16 protein-coding genes are annotated in these 13,698 nt (G+C 71.6%); 9 read left to right on the top strand and 7 right to left on the bottom strand.

The window, feature by feature from the left end; genetic code table 11:
* Positions 1-122 precede the first annotated feature (122 nt).
* From ACZ42X_RS22905 to ACZ42X_RS22895, 3 genes are all read left to right on the top strand, one after another.
* Entirely contained in the window at positions 123-932 is an 810-nt protein-coding gene (locus tag ACZ42X_RS22905; protein WP_468293045.1) for an NAD-dependent epimerase/dehydratase family protein, read from the top strand.
* 105 nt (positions 933-1,037) lie between these two features.
* The gene (locus tag ACZ42X_RS22900) at positions 1,038-2,240 is read left to right on the top strand and encodes a TerD family protein (protein ID WP_468293432.1); all 1,203 of its coding nucleotides are present in this window, start codon (positions 1,038-1,040) and stop codon (positions 2,238-2,240) included.
* A gap of 98 nt (positions 2,241-2,338) precedes the next feature.
* Complete coding sequence (locus ACZ42X_RS22895) at positions 2,339-3,076, top strand: SDR family NAD(P)-dependent oxidoreductase (protein WP_468293429.1); 738 nt, start codon at positions 2,339-2,341, stop codon at positions 3,074-3,076.
* Positions 3,077-3,328: 252 nt separating this feature from the next.
* Here the strand turns inward: ACZ42X_RS22895 and ACZ42X_RS22890 are convergent, their stop codons facing one another.
* Positions 3,329-4,681, bottom strand: coding sequence for a hypothetical protein (locus ACZ42X_RS22890; RefSeq protein ID WP_468293042.1), 1,353 nt, complete (start codon positions 4,679-4,681; stop codon positions 3,329-3,331).
* A 134-nt stretch (positions 4,682-4,815) separates the two neighbouring features.
* Here ACZ42X_RS22890 and ACZ42X_RS22885 point away from each other — a divergent pair, with 134 nt between their 5' ends.
* From ACZ42X_RS22885 to ACZ42X_RS22865, 5 genes are all read left to right on the top strand, one after another.
* Positions 4,816-5,046: a hypothetical protein gene (locus ACZ42X_RS22885; protein WP_468293039.1), complete on the top strand. Its 231-nt coding sequence runs from the start codon at positions 4,816-4,818 to the stop codon at positions 5,044-5,046.
* A complete protein-coding gene (locus ACZ42X_RS22880) occupies positions 5,033-5,293 on the top strand; it encodes a hypothetical protein (RefSeq protein ID WP_468293037.1) in 261 nt (86 codons plus the stop codon). Before ACZ42X_RS22885 ends, ACZ42X_RS22880 begins: the two co-directional genes overlap by 14 nt.
* Positions 5,290-5,577 (top strand): hypothetical protein, encoded by a 288-nt coding sequence (locus tag ACZ42X_RS22875; protein ID WP_468293034.1) that lies wholly within the window; start codon positions 5,290-5,292, stop codon positions 5,575-5,577. Before ACZ42X_RS22880 ends, ACZ42X_RS22875 begins: the two co-directional genes overlap by 4 nt.
* 122 nt (positions 5,578-5,699) lie before the next feature.
* Positions 5,700-5,846 carry a hypothetical protein gene (locus tag ACZ42X_RS22870; RefSeq protein ID WP_468293031.1) on the top strand — a complete coding sequence of 49 codons (147 nt, stop codon included), beginning with the start codon at positions 5,700-5,702 and terminating at the stop codon, positions 5,844-5,846.
* Between the two features lie 3 nt (positions 5,847-5,849).
* Entirely contained in the window at positions 5,850-7,025 is a 1,176-nt protein-coding gene (locus tag ACZ42X_RS22865; protein ID WP_468293029.1) for a protein-L-isoaspartate O-methyltransferase family protein, read from the top strand.
* A 260-nt stretch (positions 7,026-7,285) separates the two neighbouring features.
* Here the strand turns inward: ACZ42X_RS22865 and ACZ42X_RS22860 are convergent, their stop codons facing one another.
* Positions 7,286-7,951 (bottom strand): pyridoxamine 5'-phosphate oxidase family protein, encoded by a 666-nt coding sequence (locus tag ACZ42X_RS22860; protein ID WP_468293026.1) that lies wholly within the window; start codon positions 7,949-7,951, stop codon positions 7,286-7,288.
* A gap of 301 nt (positions 7,952-8,252) precedes the next feature.
* A complete protein-coding gene (locus ACZ42X_RS22855) occupies positions 8,253-9,725 on the bottom strand; it encodes a hypothetical protein (protein ID WP_468293024.1) in 1,473 nt (490 codons plus the stop codon).
* 205 nt (positions 9,726-9,930) lie between these two features.
* On the opposite strand from ACZ42X_RS22855, the gene ACZ42X_RS22850 reads away from it, so the two are divergent.
* A complete protein-coding gene (locus ACZ42X_RS22850; RefSeq protein WP_468293021.1) occupies positions 9,931-11,793 on the top strand; it encodes an endonuclease/exonuclease/phosphatase family protein in 1,863 nt (620 codons plus the stop codon).
* A 30-nt stretch (positions 11,794-11,823) separates the two neighbouring features.
* Here the strand turns inward: ACZ42X_RS22850 and ACZ42X_RS22845 are convergent, their stop codons facing one another.
* The 4 genes from ACZ42X_RS22845 to ACZ42X_RS22830 all read right to left on the bottom strand — a co-directional run bounded on the left by ACZ42X_RS22845 (position 11,824) and on the right by ACZ42X_RS22830 (position 13,600).
* The gene (locus tag ACZ42X_RS22845) at positions 11,824-12,546 is read right to left on the bottom strand and encodes an antibiotic biosynthesis monooxygenase (protein WP_468293018.1); all 723 of its coding nucleotides are present in this window, start codon (positions 12,544-12,546) and stop codon (positions 11,824-11,826) included.
* A 105-nt stretch (positions 12,547-12,651) separates the two neighbouring features.
* Positions 12,652-12,948, bottom strand: coding sequence for a DUF4235 domain-containing protein (locus tag ACZ42X_RS22840; RefSeq protein WP_468293015.1), 297 nt, complete (start codon positions 12,946-12,948; stop codon positions 12,652-12,654).
* Between the two features lie 8 nt (positions 12,949-12,956).
* Entirely contained in the window at positions 12,957-13,214 is a 258-nt protein-coding gene (locus ACZ42X_RS22835) for a DUF3618 domain-containing protein (protein WP_361414863.1), read from the bottom strand.
* Entirely contained in the window at positions 13,211-13,600 is a 390-nt protein-coding gene (locus tag ACZ42X_RS22830; RefSeq protein WP_468293012.1) for a phage holin family protein, read from the bottom strand. The genes ACZ42X_RS22835 and ACZ42X_RS22830 overlap by 4 nt, the downstream gene beginning before the upstream one ends.
* Between the last annotated feature and the right edge of the window lie 98 nt (positions 13,601-13,698).

Below are 13,698 nucleotides of genomic sequence, written 5' to 3'. Positions count from 1 at the left end.
TGTCCATGCTTGTGAATGACGTCTACGCAGTTGAGCCGTGCGCGCTTGAGACGTACGCAGTCGAGCCCCACCCGCGTGAGCTGTACTAGTCGAGCCGTCGGCCCTACCGAGGAGATCCGCCCATGCCCGCTCCCCGCACCGTCCTGCTCACCGGCGCCGCCGGCGGCGTCGGCACCCTGATGCGGGGGCTGCTGCCCGCGTACGGCTACGACCTCCGCCTCCTCGACGTGACGCCCATCGACGGCGAGCCGGACGCCATCACCGCCGACCTGGCCGACCAGGACGCCCTGCGCGAGGCGGTCCGGGGCGTGGACGCGATCGTCCACCTGGCGGGCATCTCCCTGGAGGCGCCCTTCGAGAAGATCCTGCGCGCCAACATCGAGGGCACGTACCACCTCTACGAGGCGGCCCGGGAGGAGGGCGTACGGCGGATCGTCTTCGCCTCCAGCAACCACGCCGTCGGCTTCACCCCGCGCCCGCACGGGTCGGACCCCCTGATCCCGGTCGACACCCCGCACCGCCCCGACACCTTCTACGGACTGTCCAAGTGCTTCGGCGAGGACCTGGCCCAGCTCTACTGGGACCTGCACGGCATCGAAACCGTCTCCGTACGGATCGGCTCCTGCTACATGGAGCCCACCTCCGTGCGGATGCTGTCCGTCTGGCTGAGCCCGGGCGACGGAGCCCGCCTCTTCCACACGGCGCTCACCGCCGAGGACGTCCACCACACCGTGGTGTACGGATCGTCGGCCAACACCCGCCTGTGGTGGGACCTGTCCTCGGCGCGGGCGCTCGGCTACGACCCGCAGGACGACTCGGAGCAGTACGCCCCGAAGCTCGTCGCCGAGCACGGCGAGCTGGACGACGCCAACCCGGAGCACCGGGTCCTGGGCGGCCACTTCACCACGAACCCGCCGCAGTGGCCGCACTGACCCGTGACCGGCCCGGCAGCGTCGTCCCGTAACCGGAGTGGCCCAAGGGGGCGAAGGTAAGGGAACGGCAAAGCGGTCCCGCTCGTTACGTCAGGCATGACAGCTATGACCCCCGGCTCGAACATCCCCCTCACCGCCACCCGGGTGGCGGTGGACGTCTCCGCGCCCGTGCGGCTCGACGTATCGGGCCTGCTGCTCACCGCCGAAGGCAAGGTGCGCTCCGACGACGACTTCATCTTCTACAACCAGCCCTCCGGCGCCGGTGTCACCTACCGGTCCGGCGGCGGCACCGCCCCCGACGCGGTGATCGTGGACACCGCCGCCGTGCCGCCGGGCATCGAGAAGATCGTCGTCACCGCGAGCCCGGACGCGGCGGGCCAGACGTTCCAGGGCATCGAACCGACCGCGACCATCCGCGACGCCGACGGCGGCGCCGTCCTCGCCACCTTCACCCCGCCCCGGCTGGGCTCCGAGACGGCCCTGGTCGTGGTGGAGGTCTACCGCCGGGGCGGCGCCTGGAAGGCGCGCGCGGTCGGCCAGGGGTACGCCAACGGGCTGGCGGGCATCGCGACGGACTTCGGCGTGTCCGTGGACGAGGAGCCGGCCGCCGCACCGACCCCGACCCCGGCCCCCGCTCCGGCCCCCGCTCCGGCCCCGGTGGCCGCGGCGCCCGTGACCCCGGCCCCGGCCCCCGCCGCGCCTCCCGTACCGGCCGCGCCCCCTTCCACCGGGAAGATCAACCTCGACAAGGGCCGCGTCAGCCTCCAGAAGAACCAGACCGTCTCCCTCGTCAAGGGCGGCCGCCCACTGCTGTCCCAGGTCAAGATGGGCCTCGGCTGGGAGCCCGCGTACCGCGGCAAGGACATCGACCTCGACGCCTCCGTCATCGCCTACGGCCCCCAGCGCAACCACCTGGACAGCTGCTACTTCGGCAAGCTGTCCATCCTGGGCGGCGCCGTCAAGCACTCCGGCGACAACCTCACGGGCGAGGGCGCCGGCGACGACGAGGTGATCACGGTCGACCTGGGCCGGCTGCCGGCCGACGCGACGGGCCTGGTCTTCACCGTCAACTCCTTCTCCGGGCAGAAGTTCACCGAGGTCGCCAAGGCCTACTGCCGGCTCATGGACGCGGCCACCGGCGAGGAGCTGGTGCGCTTCGACCTCACCACGGCCGAGCCGCAGACCGGCGTGATGATGGCGAAGCTCATCAAGCAGTTCTCCGGTGAGTGGGAGATGACCGCGATGGGCGAGTTCGTGAAGTCGCGCACGGTCCGCGGCATGGTGAAGCCGGCGGCGCAGGCACTGTGACACCCCCCGCTGACCCGGCTCCCCCGGCTTCCCCGGCGGACGGCGCCGCTGGCCGTACGCCTCCCCCGGGGGCGTTCCCCGCCACCGGCCGCCGCGTCCTGGTCAGCGGCGCCTCACGGGGCCTCGGCCGCGCCGTCGCCCGGGTGTTCGCGGCCAACGGTGACCGGGTCGCGGTCCACTACTCCTCGCGCGGCGAGGAGGCGCGGCGCACCCTGGAGTCCCTGCCGGGCACGGGTCACGTCCTCGCCCCCGGCGACCTCTCCGACCCGGCGCAGGCCGCCCGCGTCGCGGACGCCTCCGCGTCCGCGCTCGGCGGCCTGGACGTGCTCGTCAACAACGCGGCGGTCAACATCCGGCACCCCCTGGCCGAGACGCCGTACGACGCGTGGGTGGCGCTCTGGCAGCAGCACGTCTCGGTCAACCTCCTGGCCACGGCGCACCTGAGCCACCTCGCCGCGCGCCGCATGATCGACCAGGGCGCGGGCGGGCGCATCGTGAACATCGGCTCCCGCGGCGCCTTCCGCGGCGAACCGGACCACCCCGCCTACGGCGCCACGAAGGCCGCCGTCCACGCCCTGGGCCAGTCGCTGGCGGTCTCCCTGGCGCCGTACGGCATCGCGGTCGCCTCCGTCGCGCCCGGCTTCTTCGCCACCGAGCGCGTCGCGGACCGGCTGACGGGCCCGGAGGGGGAGGCGATCCGGGCGCAGAGCCCCTTCGGCCGGGTGGGCACGGCGGAGGAGATCGCGGCGGCGGTGCTGTGGCTGGCCTCGCCGGAGGCCGAGTGGTCCTCCGGCACGATCCTGGACCTCAACGGCGCCTCGCACCTGCGCGGCTGAAGCGGAATCAGGGCGGTGGGCGGTACGCCGTGGGCGGGCGGTACGCCGTGGGCGGGCGGTACGCCGTGGGCGGGCGGCTGATCAGCGGGAGCGCCGAAAGCCGGTAGCCGCCGGCCGCAGTCCCGCGTGGAGCGCGCCGCCGCACAGTGCGCCCCGCTCGCGCACCCCGTCGCGCCGTGCCCGGTAAACAGCTCTCGGCCGGTGGAAACGCGGCGCCCCCGCCGGGGTAAACCCCGCCAAGGGCGCCGTTGTTTACGCTGCGGCCTTGCGGCGAGCGAGTTCGGCTGCGCGCTCCCGGAGCTCCCGCGCCGCCCGGTGCGTCTGGTAGCCGCGCAGCCGACGCCCCATGATCTCGAAATGCTCGTCTGCCCGTGACGATGACAGCTTCTCGTAGTCATCAAGGAACTTGGCCCACGTGGCGCAAGCTGCTTCGAGGTGCCCCATTTCGAGTTGCCGCTGAGCGAGTAGGCCGTTCGCGTGCGCGCGGCCTTGCCGCTCAACAGGCGGGCGTACGCGGTTGCTGTCCTGCATGGCCTTTACGGACGCGGCAACGTCCCCCAGGGCGTAGGTGACGCTCGACACGTGGAAGAAGTACGCCGCCAGGTCGTATCCGCCGATCGCATCACGTCGGTTGTCCGCCTTGGAGAGTGCGGCCTCGGTTTCGCGAAGGCGGGCGAACGCCTGGCGGCGGTCTCCGACAAGCGCGGCTCCATGTGCCTGCTGACCAGCGAGGAAGGCGTGAAGACGCGGGCCGGCCTTCGGCGCCGCCTCCGCGGCGCTGTCGGCGAGTTCCAGCGCCTTGCGCGCGTGCTTCAGACTGGCCGCTTGCAGGGCCATGCCGCGCAGCGTCCGGCAGTACGTGATGTGATCGTTTGCTGCCCCCGCAAGTTCGAGGGCGCGGACGTAGTACCGCTGCCCTAGTCCGTGATCGCGCTCGTACATGGCCATCCACCCGGTGAGGTAGACGAGATCGGAGGCAGCGGCGAGCATGCCGCGTTTCACGGGGTCTGGCGCTTCGGCGCGGAGGTACGGGGCCACGGTGTTGACGAGGAACGCGGCGGCCATGGGGCGGGCGTGCGCTCCACCCAGCTCATCGAGGATTTCGGCGATGCGATCCGTCATGGTGCGCACTGTGGATACTTCACCGGCACCGATACGTGTGGTGCGACCAGCCGCGTTCGACTTCTCGCGGTCGACCAGCTCCCGGAACGCCGGGACCGGTAACGCTGCTGAGTACAGGCTGGTGGCGAGGAACTTGCGCCGCTCAGGGTCCATGTCTGCCCTCCCGGTAGAGACAAGTCCCTCCACAGTGTCCCCCGAACCGAAAGTCGGGACTTCCGAATCGGCCACCAGCGGGGGGAAGCCTGCCTCTTCATGGGTGACGGGACGACCCAACTTCCGGGCGAAGGCTTCGACGATGAGCGGACGGATGTTCTTACGCGGGATCGTTCCGCGTACCCACTTGTTCACGTTGAACTTGGTGCACCCCACGGACTGACCAACCTCGCCACCAATGCGATTAACCTGCGCGGCTAGCTGGGTTTGCGTCCAGTTCGCGGCGCTCAGCAGTCCGGCGAGGCCCGTGTTCGGAGCCCGGTCACCCATGGCCGTGTACCCCTGTCGTCGGCGAACTTTCCACTCCTTCTACTTTCCCCACTCGCCACACGGTACCGCTGTGCGTGTCCGTCCGGTTGCGTAGTGCGTGCAACGTCCGGCGTCGGAAGGACAGGTGAAACGGCATGGCAGCAGAGCTTCCCCAGCGTGTGCCCGGCACCGAGCTGGACGCGGCCATAGCGCGCGGCGAGTTTCACCGGCTGAAGCCGGACGACTGGACCTCGTCGGCGGCCATGGTGTGCGGGATGCCGGAGGAGGCCGCCCGCCCGCCGCGGTTGAACCGCCGGCCGACGGCGGACACGCTGCGGGACGTCGAGGCGGCGCTGCGCAGGAGGCTCGCCGATGACCGGCGCTGAGGTATCGCGTGAGCAGCCCCGCCACTGGCAGGAGGGCGACGTCGCCAAGGACGTACAAGGCCGCGTCGGCCGCGTGATGGGCGAGTGGGCCGGCCTGGTGTACCTCCGGCCGCTCAACGGCGGCAAGGAGTGGTCGTCTCCCGCCACGGAGCTGGCACCGGCCGCCCAGTCGGACGCGATGCGCGAGGGCCTGGTCGCGGCGAACACGAGCAATCGCATGCGGCAGCGGATGCGGGAGGGGATGTGAAGCCGGTGTGGCAGCCGACGGCGGAGGAGCGCGCGGCGCTCGATGCCGGACTGGCGTACATCCTCGGCGAGCGAGACGCGGAAGTGATCCGCGAGGCCCTAAGGGCCGCGTTGCCGGTGCTGGCGGACGCGGTCGAGAAGGTGCTCGCCCATCAGGACGACGCGGATGCAGCGGGCGGTGGTGACGCCGGTGCCGGACGGTGGCGGTTCGGTGGTGTCGGGGCCCGTTCCGGTGGTGCGGGGCCGCCCGTCGACCGTCCGGCGCTCGACGACTGCCCGTCGTGAGGCTCGTCTGCAGCTCTGCGCCTGTCCCCCTGGATTCCGCTCCCGCCGGAACTCGTCGAACCCGGCGGGGGCGGGCAAGACCTCCCGGCCGCTGTGTGACGGTGACGGGCGGGTGAATGCACATGTCTCAACGATGGGAGAAGGACATGCACAACCTGACCACTTCGGCCGACGGCGGCGACAAGCTGCCCGGCTCGCCGTACCCCGGCCCGCACCAGCCGCCCACCCCCGACGGTGGCCCGGGTGTCCCCAACCCGCCCAAGGGCTGATCGATGGGCACCGACGTACAGGCGACGCGCCCCGGCCGAAAGGAGCTGGGGCGCGCGCTCCTGCGATCCGGCGCGCTCGCCCCGGACTGGGTTCCGACGTTCGAGGCCGTGGACCGGGCATTGTTCCTGCCGGATCTCATGTGGCCGTACGACACCGAACGCCACACGAGCGTTGCCGTCGACAAGGCGGAAGACCCGGATGCCTGGTACGCGGCGGCCGACCGCAACAGCCCGATCGTGACGCAGTGGGACGACGGCGCCCACACCGGCCGCGCCCCGGGCAACCTGTCGACCAGCTCCTCGTCGATGCCGTCGGTCGTCTACTCCCTGCTCGGCGACCTCGCGGCCGACGAGGGCATGCGGGTCCTCGACGTCGGTACGGGCACCGGCGAGACGGCCGGCGTGCTGACGCACCGCTGCGGGCGGAACCAGGTGGCCACGATCGAGGTGGACCCGGTGGTGTCGGCCCGTGCCCGGGAACGGTTGTCCAAGGCGGGGCTCCACCCGGAGGTGGTGGTCGGCGACGGCTACGCGGGGCACGGGGCCGGCGGCCCGTACGACCGCATCCTCGCCACTGTGGGACTGCGGAAGGTCCCGTCCGTGTGGATCGAGCAGACACGGCGCGGCGGGCTGATCGTGGCCCCGTGGGGGACCGGCTTCGGCAACGGTGACGCCGTGGCGCGCCTGACGGTCACGAGCGGGCGAGCCACCGGGCACTTCACCGGGCATGTCGAGTTCATGAAGATGCGCACACAGAGGCTGTCCGGCCCGCACCACGCCGAGTATGTCGGCGAGGACGCCACGGAGAGGGCCGACAAGTCCGCCACGGACGTGACGGAGGCGGAGTTCGTCACCGGGCAGTACACGACGGTGCCGTTCGTGCTGGGGCTACGCGTCCGGCATTGTGCGCAGGTGGTCGCAGAGAAGAGGGACGGGGCACGCCCCGTGTGGTTCTACGGGCTGACCGACCGGTCATGGGCATGTGTGATGTTCCGGGATGGCCGGGTGGAGGCCACGGTCTGGCAGTCGGGCCCGCGCCGACTCTGGAATGAGGTGGAAACGGCCTACCGCTGGTGGCTCACCCAAGGCACCCCGGAAGTCACACGGTTCGGCCTCACGGTCACCTCCGAGGGTCACCAGGCCTGGCTGGACGACCCCGACAACTCCTGGCCGGTATAGATCCACGTACGCGGACGCCCGACCAGCCGAGCGTGCTCGGGCCATGGGCCCTCGGTCCCGGAGCCGCCGGCCTGCGGGCCCGGAGCCCCCAGGCCGCGGACCTCCGGGGCCCTGGGGCGGCCTCCCACGCCCCTAAGAACCCTTGACGAAATGATCCTCGGAGATCCGCGACGACATCCACGAGGCCTTCCTGACCTTCGGATACGCCCTCGTCCGCTGGCGGCGCCTGAACTCATCGCGATAGGAGTGCTTATCCGCATTCACTCGTAACGCAGGCGCAGTGACTCCCGTTCGGCCTGCTCGATCTCGTCGACGGTAAGGCCCGGCAGGTTTAGCTGGGCCTGCGTCACCTCAGCGCTGGTCGGCTGGGCCTCAGTAGGCACCCACCGCTCTGGTTGCCAGGCGTTGGCGCGCATCAGCGACTTCGGGCAGTGCGGATAGACCTGCTCGACATGCACCACCATCGCCGTGACCGGCGGTTTTCCAACGGGCGTGAGGTGGGCTAGCAGCTCCGGGCGCGCCGAGACGCAGGCGCGGCCATTGACGCGCAGCGTGGTCGGGCGGCCGGGAATGAGGAAGATCAGTCCGACGCGCCCGGTCTGCAGCACGTTGTGCATGGTGTCGAGCCGCTTGTTGCCGGTGGCGTCGGGGATGACCAAGGTCCGCTCGTCGAGCACCGAGACGAACCCGGCCGGGCCGCCACGCGGCGTCACGTCGGCCCAGCCTTCGAGGTCTGCACTGCCGACAAACACCAGCGAGGAACAGCCGATCAGCGCTCGGGCCTCCTCGGTCAGGTGATCGATCTCCTTGCGGAGCGAGTTCGGGTTCGGCTGCGGGTAGAGCTCGCGCAGTTGGTCCGGGCGGGTGAGGGCGTCCGCCTGGAGGGATTGGAAGAGCGAGCCGGCGAACCCAGTGTCGATCATCATACGGATGACCCTAGAAGACGACCGAGGCAGTGCGCGGGTCGGCGAGGGATCTCGCCCGCGTTGAGCAGTCGCCACTGCTCGGCGCAGTCGGAAGAACGCGGCAGTGCACTGCCAGCCCGTACCGATGCGGATCTATCGAGCAAGCACCCGTCAGGACAGTACGGCGCCCGCCTCGGCTCTCTCTGCTACGCCGAGCTGAGGACCTCGGCCAGCACGTGACTGAGGCAACGGTCAGCGCGGGCGGACCAGGTCGGGTTGCCCGACCTGACCATTCTGTGAGGAGTTCTACGCCCCTACGCCCTCACGCGCCCGCGCGCGACCGTGCCTTGAACGCGGCCTTCCGGGCCGCCTTCGCCACCCGCTTGTCGCGGTGCAGACGGCCCATCGCCTCCAGCACCTCCGGTGTCGCCGGGTGCTCGACGCGCCAGGCGGTGTCGAAGAAGCCGCTGTGCTGGCCCGTCAGGCCCTCCACCAGGTCCTGGAGCTCCTCCAGTTCGCCCTGCGCGTCCAGTTGGGCCGCGATCGTGTCGATGGCCAGCCAGAAGATCATCGACTCCGGCGGCGCCGGCACGTCCGCCGCGCCCCGCTCCGCGAGCCACACCCGCGCGAGCCCGCCGAGCTCCGGGTCGTCCAGCACCTCCCGTACCGCCGGCTCCGCCTCCGCACCCGCCAGGGTGAGCGCCTGCTGGCAGTGGAGCCGCCGCAGCGGCGAGTCCGCGTCCGCGCCCTTCGCGGCGGCCAGGAGCTCGCGCCCCGCGGCGACCGGCTCCCGCCGGGCCAGCCACTCCCGCGTCTCGGCCCGTGCGGCCCCCTCGGGGAAGTGCGCGACGCCCGCCAGCAGCGCCTCCGCGCCCTTGTCCGCGAGGTCGCCCACCGCCGGCGCGTCCACGCCCGCGTCCAGCATGCGCGCCCGGATGCCGTACAGGCCCAGCGGCGTGAGCCGCACCATCCCGTACCGCGACACGTCCTCGTCGTCGCCGACCGCGACCGGCTCGGCGTCGCCCGCCTCCGCCATCAGCGCCTCGTCGACGGGCGTGTACTCCACGAGCCCGATCGGCTCCAGGACCCGGAACTGGTCGTCCAGCCGCATCATCGCCTCCGACACCTGCTCCAGGATGTCGTCGGTCGGTTCGCCCATGTCGTCCGGGAGGATCATCGACGCGGCGAGCGCGGGCAGCGGCACCGGGCCCGGCGCGCGGCCCGTCTCCGCCGCGCCGCTCTCCGAGACGGTCAGCAGGTACAGGTTGCCGAGGACCCCGTCGAGGAAGTCGGCCTCCCCCTCCGGGTCCCAGTCCAGCGCCTCCAGGTCGATCCGGCCGTCCTCGCCGACGACGTCCGCGAGGTCGTCGAGCAGCGGCGCGGTGGCGTCCGCGAACACCGTCTCCAGGCCGTCGAGCCACAGCGCCAGCACGTCCTGCGGTGAACCGCCCGTGATCAGCGGCAGGTTCTCGCCCGCCGCGACGGACGCCTCCTCCGCCTCGTCCGCGCCCTCCGCCGGGTCCTCGACCTCCACCAGCCCGGTGTCGACGGCGACCCGCCAGGCCTCGCTCGCGTACGCCGCCCCGTCCTCGTCCGCCGGCAGCCCCAGCACCTCCGCGGCGGCCGGCAGCAGCTCCTCGACGAGCTCGCCCCCGGCGCCGACCCGCGTCCCGGGCCCCGCCCAGCGGGCGAGCCGGACGGCCCGGGCCAGCAGCGGGGCGGCGAGCGCGTCACGCGCCAGCTCCGCGTCCGAGGGCAGCCGCACCGGCGGCAGGGTGGGGCGGTCTGACGACATCAGGGGTCTCTCCTCGGGACGGGGAAGGGGTCCGGGCGGCCCCCAGCGTAGACGCATTTGGGTGCATGTCCGGTGGTTCATGTACCGGTCAACGCCCGTACACCCGCCAACCCTTGACAACTGCCCCGCCCACACAAGACATTGACGCGCGTAGATCTCTTACCCCGATCACACCCCCACCTCCCACCACCATCGGAGCCTCTCCATGCGCCCTTCTCCCCTGCCGAGAACCGCAGCCGTCTCGGCCGTCGTCGCCGCCGCGCTCGCCGCCGGCCTGCTCGCCGCCTCCCCGTCCGCGTCCGCCTCCGTCTCCACCCAGGCCGGTGACACGGCCGCCGAGGCGATACGCGTGCACGACATCCAGGGCTCCACCCGCATATCCCCCCTCGTCGGCCGCCAGGTCACCGCCGTGCCCGGCATCGTCACCGGCGTCCGCGCCTACGGCTCGAAGGGCTTCTGGATCCAGGACGCGCAGCCCGACGCCGACCCCGCCACCAGCGAGGGCCTGTTCGTCTTCACCGGCTCCGCCCCCAACGTCGCCGTCGGCGACGCCGTGACGGTCTCGGGCACGGTCACCGAGTACGTCCCGGGCGGCACGTCCTCCGGCAACCAGTCCCTCACGCAGATCAGCAAGCCCACCGTCACGGTGGTCTCCTCCGGCAACCCGCTCCCGGCGCCCACCGTCATCTCCGCCCGCTCCGTGCCGTCGGCGTACGCGCCCGAGGGCGACCCGGCCGCCGGCGGCTCCATCAACGGCCTGCCGCTGCGCCCGGGTTCGTACGCCCTGGACTACCTCGAGTCGCTGGAGGGGACGAACGTCCGCATCGGCTCCTCCCGGGTCGTCACCGCGAGCAACGAGCACGCCGAGCTGTGGGTGACGGTGAAGCCGCACGAGAACCCCAGCGCCCGCGGCGGCGCGGTCTACGGCTCGTACGCCTCCCAGAACACCGGCCGTCTGAAGATCCAGTCGCTCGTCCCGCTCGCCCAGCAGCCGTTCCCCAAGGCGAACGTCGGCGACTGGCTGACCGGCACGACCGAGGGCCCGCTGGACTTCAACCAGTTCGGCGGCTACACCCTCGCCGCCCGCACCCTCGGCACGCTCGCCGACCGGGGCCTGGAGCGCGAAGTCACCGAGAAGCAGCACCGCAGCGAGCTGGCGGTGGCCACGTACAACGTCGAGAACCTCGACCCGGGCGACCCGCAGGAGAAGTTCGACGCGCTGGCGAAGGCGGTCGTGGAGAACCTCGCCTCGCCCGACATCGTGGCCCTGGAGGAGATCCAGGACAACAACGGCGCGAAGAACGACGGCACGGTCGCCGCCGACCAGACGCTCAAGAAGTTCACGGACGCGATCGTCGCGGCCGGCGGCCCCGCGTACGAGTGGCGCAGCATCGACCCGGCCGACGGCAAGGACGGCGGCGAGCCGGGCGGCAACATCCGGCAGGTGTTCCTCTTCAACCCCGAGCGCGTGTCCTTCACCGACCGCGCGGGCGGCGACGCGGCGACGGCGACCGGGGTCGTACGGGAGAAGGGCCGGGCGGCCCTGACGCACTCCCCCGGCCGGATCGACCCGGCGAACTCCGCCTGGGACAACAGCCGCAAGCCGCTGGCGGGCGAGTTCACCTTCCGGGGCCGTACGGTCTTCGTGATCGCGAACCACTTCGGCTCGAAGGGCGGCGACGAGTCGCTGGTCTCGCACCACCAGCCGCCGAACCGTTCCTCCGAGACGAAGCGGCTCCAGCAGGCCCAGGCGGTCAACGCCTTCGTGAAGGACGTCCTGAAGGTGCAGCGGACCGCCGACGTCGTCGTCCTCGGCGACATCAACGACTTCGAGTTCTCGGCGACGACGAAGGCCCTGACGGACGGCGGAGCGCTGTACCCGGCGGTGATGTCGCTGCCGCGCGCCGAGCGGTACTCGTACGTCTTCCAGGGCAACAGCCAGGTGCTGGACCAGATCCTGACGAGCCCGTCGATCCGCGACTTCACGTACGACAGCGTGCACATCAACGCCGAGTTCGCGGACCAGAACAGCGACCACGACCCGCAGGTGCTGCGCTTCCGCCCGTAGGCCCCCGCACGGGTCAAGCGGTTACGGCGGTTACGCGCCCGGGCGCAGGCTCAGCGCGGGCGCGTACCGCTTGACCCCGCCCCCGACGACACCGGGGTAGGCCAGCACCCTGCGCCACTGCGGGGTGTCCGACCCGATCCCGTCGCCGGGGGCGGCGAGTGCCTCGATGTGGGCCCGGGCGCTCTCCCACTCGGCGTAGTTGAGGACACGGGTGCCGTCGAGGCTGACGTGGAAGTTCCCGGAGATGGCCCCCGGGATGGGCCGCGGCTCGGTCTCCAGCGCCTCGAACACCCCGTCCACCCAGTGCCGCTGCCGCTCCGCGTCCGCGCCCTCGAACTCGACGTCGACGATGATGACGGCCCCCGGTACGCGGCCGTCGCCCTCGGCCGGCCCGTCCGTGCGGTAGAGCTCGTACGAGAAGAGGCCGACGCGCTCGATGCCGGGCACGGCCGCGTCGATCTCGTCGATCCGGTCGTCGCGATGGCCGGCGAAGAACGCGCGGTAGGTCTCCTCGTCGCGCCACTGCGAGTAGTGGAAGAGGGTGTCGCCGTCCTCGCCGGCGTACACGGTGTACGACAGGAGGCCATCGACCGGCCAGTCGCGGTTCTGCCAGGCCTTGGCGATGGCCTCCACGGCGGCGCTCTGCCGCTCGGGCGTCCCCACGCGCCAGGTGCTCGCCTTGACGACACCGGCGTCGGGCCGGGAGATCCGCGGGCGGGCGTCGGGGCCGAAGGTCGCGATCGTACGTGCCATGGCTGCTGCCTCTCGGATTCGCCGCCGCCCCCCGTTCGGTGCGGCCGGAACCCCATGATCAGACGTCAACCGCGCTTGAGGTCAACAGCCGGCCCTCATCCCTTCTCACCCCGGCCAGGTGCCGGTCAGCCGCCGGACCCCGACCGCGCCGGAGCGGTCCACGGCCGCCTTGACGACGGCGAAGATGGCACCCTCGATCGCGGCCGCGAGCAGGATCTCCTTCCACTCGCGCTCCTCGTCCATGGCGTCCGGGGCGTCTCCGTTGCCGACCGCCGCCCAGGCGCGGGAGAAGAGCGTGCTCGCGATGGCACCGCTCGCCATGCCGAGGAGGATGCCGACGGGGCGGTAGAGGAGCTTCTGCTTCCTCTTCTTCTTGTGCTGCTTCTTCTGCTTGTCCGCCATTCCCGCGTTCACCCCCACTTACCGCTGCGCCGCAGCTGCCAGACCACGATCCCCGCGACCACCATGGCGGCGACGGCGGCGAGGACCGGGCGCGGGTGGTTGCGCACGGGTTCCGGGGTCTTGTCGTGCACCAGGTGGGCGGCGCGCGCCTTCACATCGGTCTTGGCCATCAGCTGGTCGATCGTCTCGCCCAGCTCCTGCCGCTTGCGCGCTGCTTCGCGCCGCAGCTCGTCAGGTCCGGGCGCCTTACGCGTCTCCCGTGTCATCGGTGGACCCTCTCCTTGATCTCGTGGACGTCCGAACGCACCCCGTCGATCGCCCGCTCGGGCTTGGGCGGCACCGCGGCCTTCAGCTGCTTGCGGCCGAGGAGGGCGAGGATTCCGGCGAGCACCAGGAACACTCCGGTGGCGATGAGCACCGAGGCCCACACGTCGAGGGCCAGGTTCAGCAGGGCGGCCACGGTGGCCCATATCCCGATCAGCCCGACGTACCCGACGGCGGCCGCGGCACCGAGCATCCCGCCGCCCTTGCCCGCGCGTTTGCCCTTCTGCATCATCTCGGCCTGCGCGGTGCGCATCTCGGTCCTGACCAGGTCCGTGAGCTGCTCCGACGCCTGCTTCACCAGCTCGCCGACCGACGGTTCTCCGGCCATGGCAACGCCTCCCATCTCGTACGGGGAGCTTCGGGTACCCGCCTTCCCGTGCTCGGAACCCCACGACAGTTCAGCACCACTTAGCTGTGCTTGTCAGA

Source organism: Streptomyces sp. NPDC030862 (assembly GCF_055571835.1).
The sequence above is the reverse complement of the archived record's forward strand: the minus strand, read 5'-3'. Positions and strand labels throughout refer to the sequence as shown.

Excerpts from the sequence above, each read along its gene's own strand:
- ACZ42X_RS22905 (WP_468293045.1), top strand. The coding sequence starts at position 123 with ATGCCCGCTCCCCGCACCGTCCTGCTCACCGGCGCCGCCGGCGGCGTC.
- ACZ42X_RS22900 (WP_468293432.1), top strand. The coding sequence starts at position 1,038 with ATGACCCCCGGCTCGAACATCCCCCTCACCGCCACCCGGGTGGCGGTG.
- ACZ42X_RS22890 (WP_468293042.1), bottom strand. The coding sequence starts at position 4,681 with ATGGGTGACCGGGCTCCGAACACGGGCCTCGCCGGACTGCTGAGCGCC.
- ACZ42X_RS22885 (WP_468293039.1), top strand. The coding sequence starts at position 4,816 with ATGGCAGCAGAGCTTCCCCAGCGTGTGCCCGGCACCGAGCTGGACGCG.
- ACZ42X_RS22880 (WP_468293037.1), top strand. The coding sequence starts at position 5,033 with ATGACCGGCGCTGAGGTATCGCGTGAGCAGCCCCGCCACTGGCAGGAG.
- ACZ42X_RS22870 (WP_468293031.1), top strand. The coding sequence starts at position 5,700 with ATGTCTCAACGATGGGAGAAGGACATGCACAACCTGACCACTTCGGCC.
- ACZ42X_RS22865 (WP_468293029.1), top strand. The coding sequence starts at position 5,850 with ATGGGCACCGACGTACAGGCGACGCGCCCCGGCCGAAAGGAGCTGGGG.
- ACZ42X_RS22860 (WP_468293026.1), bottom strand. The coding sequence starts at position 7,951 with ATGATGATCGACACTGGGTTCGCCGGCTCGCTCTTCCAATCCCTCCAG.
- ACZ42X_RS22855 (WP_468293024.1), bottom strand. The coding sequence starts at position 9,725 with ATGTCGTCAGACCGCCCCACCCTGCCGCCGGTGCGGCTGCCCTCGGAC.
- ACZ42X_RS22850 (WP_468293021.1), top strand. The coding sequence starts at position 9,931 with ATGCGCCCTTCTCCCCTGCCGAGAACCGCAGCCGTCTCGGCCGTCGTC.
- ACZ42X_RS22845 (WP_468293018.1), bottom strand. The coding sequence starts at position 12,546 with ATGGCACGTACGATCGCGACCTTCGGCCCCGACGCCCGCCCGCGGATC.
- ACZ42X_RS22840 (WP_468293015.1), bottom strand. The coding sequence starts at position 12,948 with ATGGCGGACAAGCAGAAGAAGCAGCACAAGAAGAAGAGGAAGCAGAAG.
- ACZ42X_RS22835 (WP_361414863.1), bottom strand. The coding sequence starts at position 13,214 with ATGACACGGGAGACGCGTAAGGCGCCCGGACCTGACGAGCTGCGGCGC.
- ACZ42X_RS22830 (WP_468293012.1), bottom strand. The coding sequence starts at position 13,600 with ATGGCCGGAGAACCGTCGGTCGGCGAGCTGGTGAAGCAGGCGTCGGAG.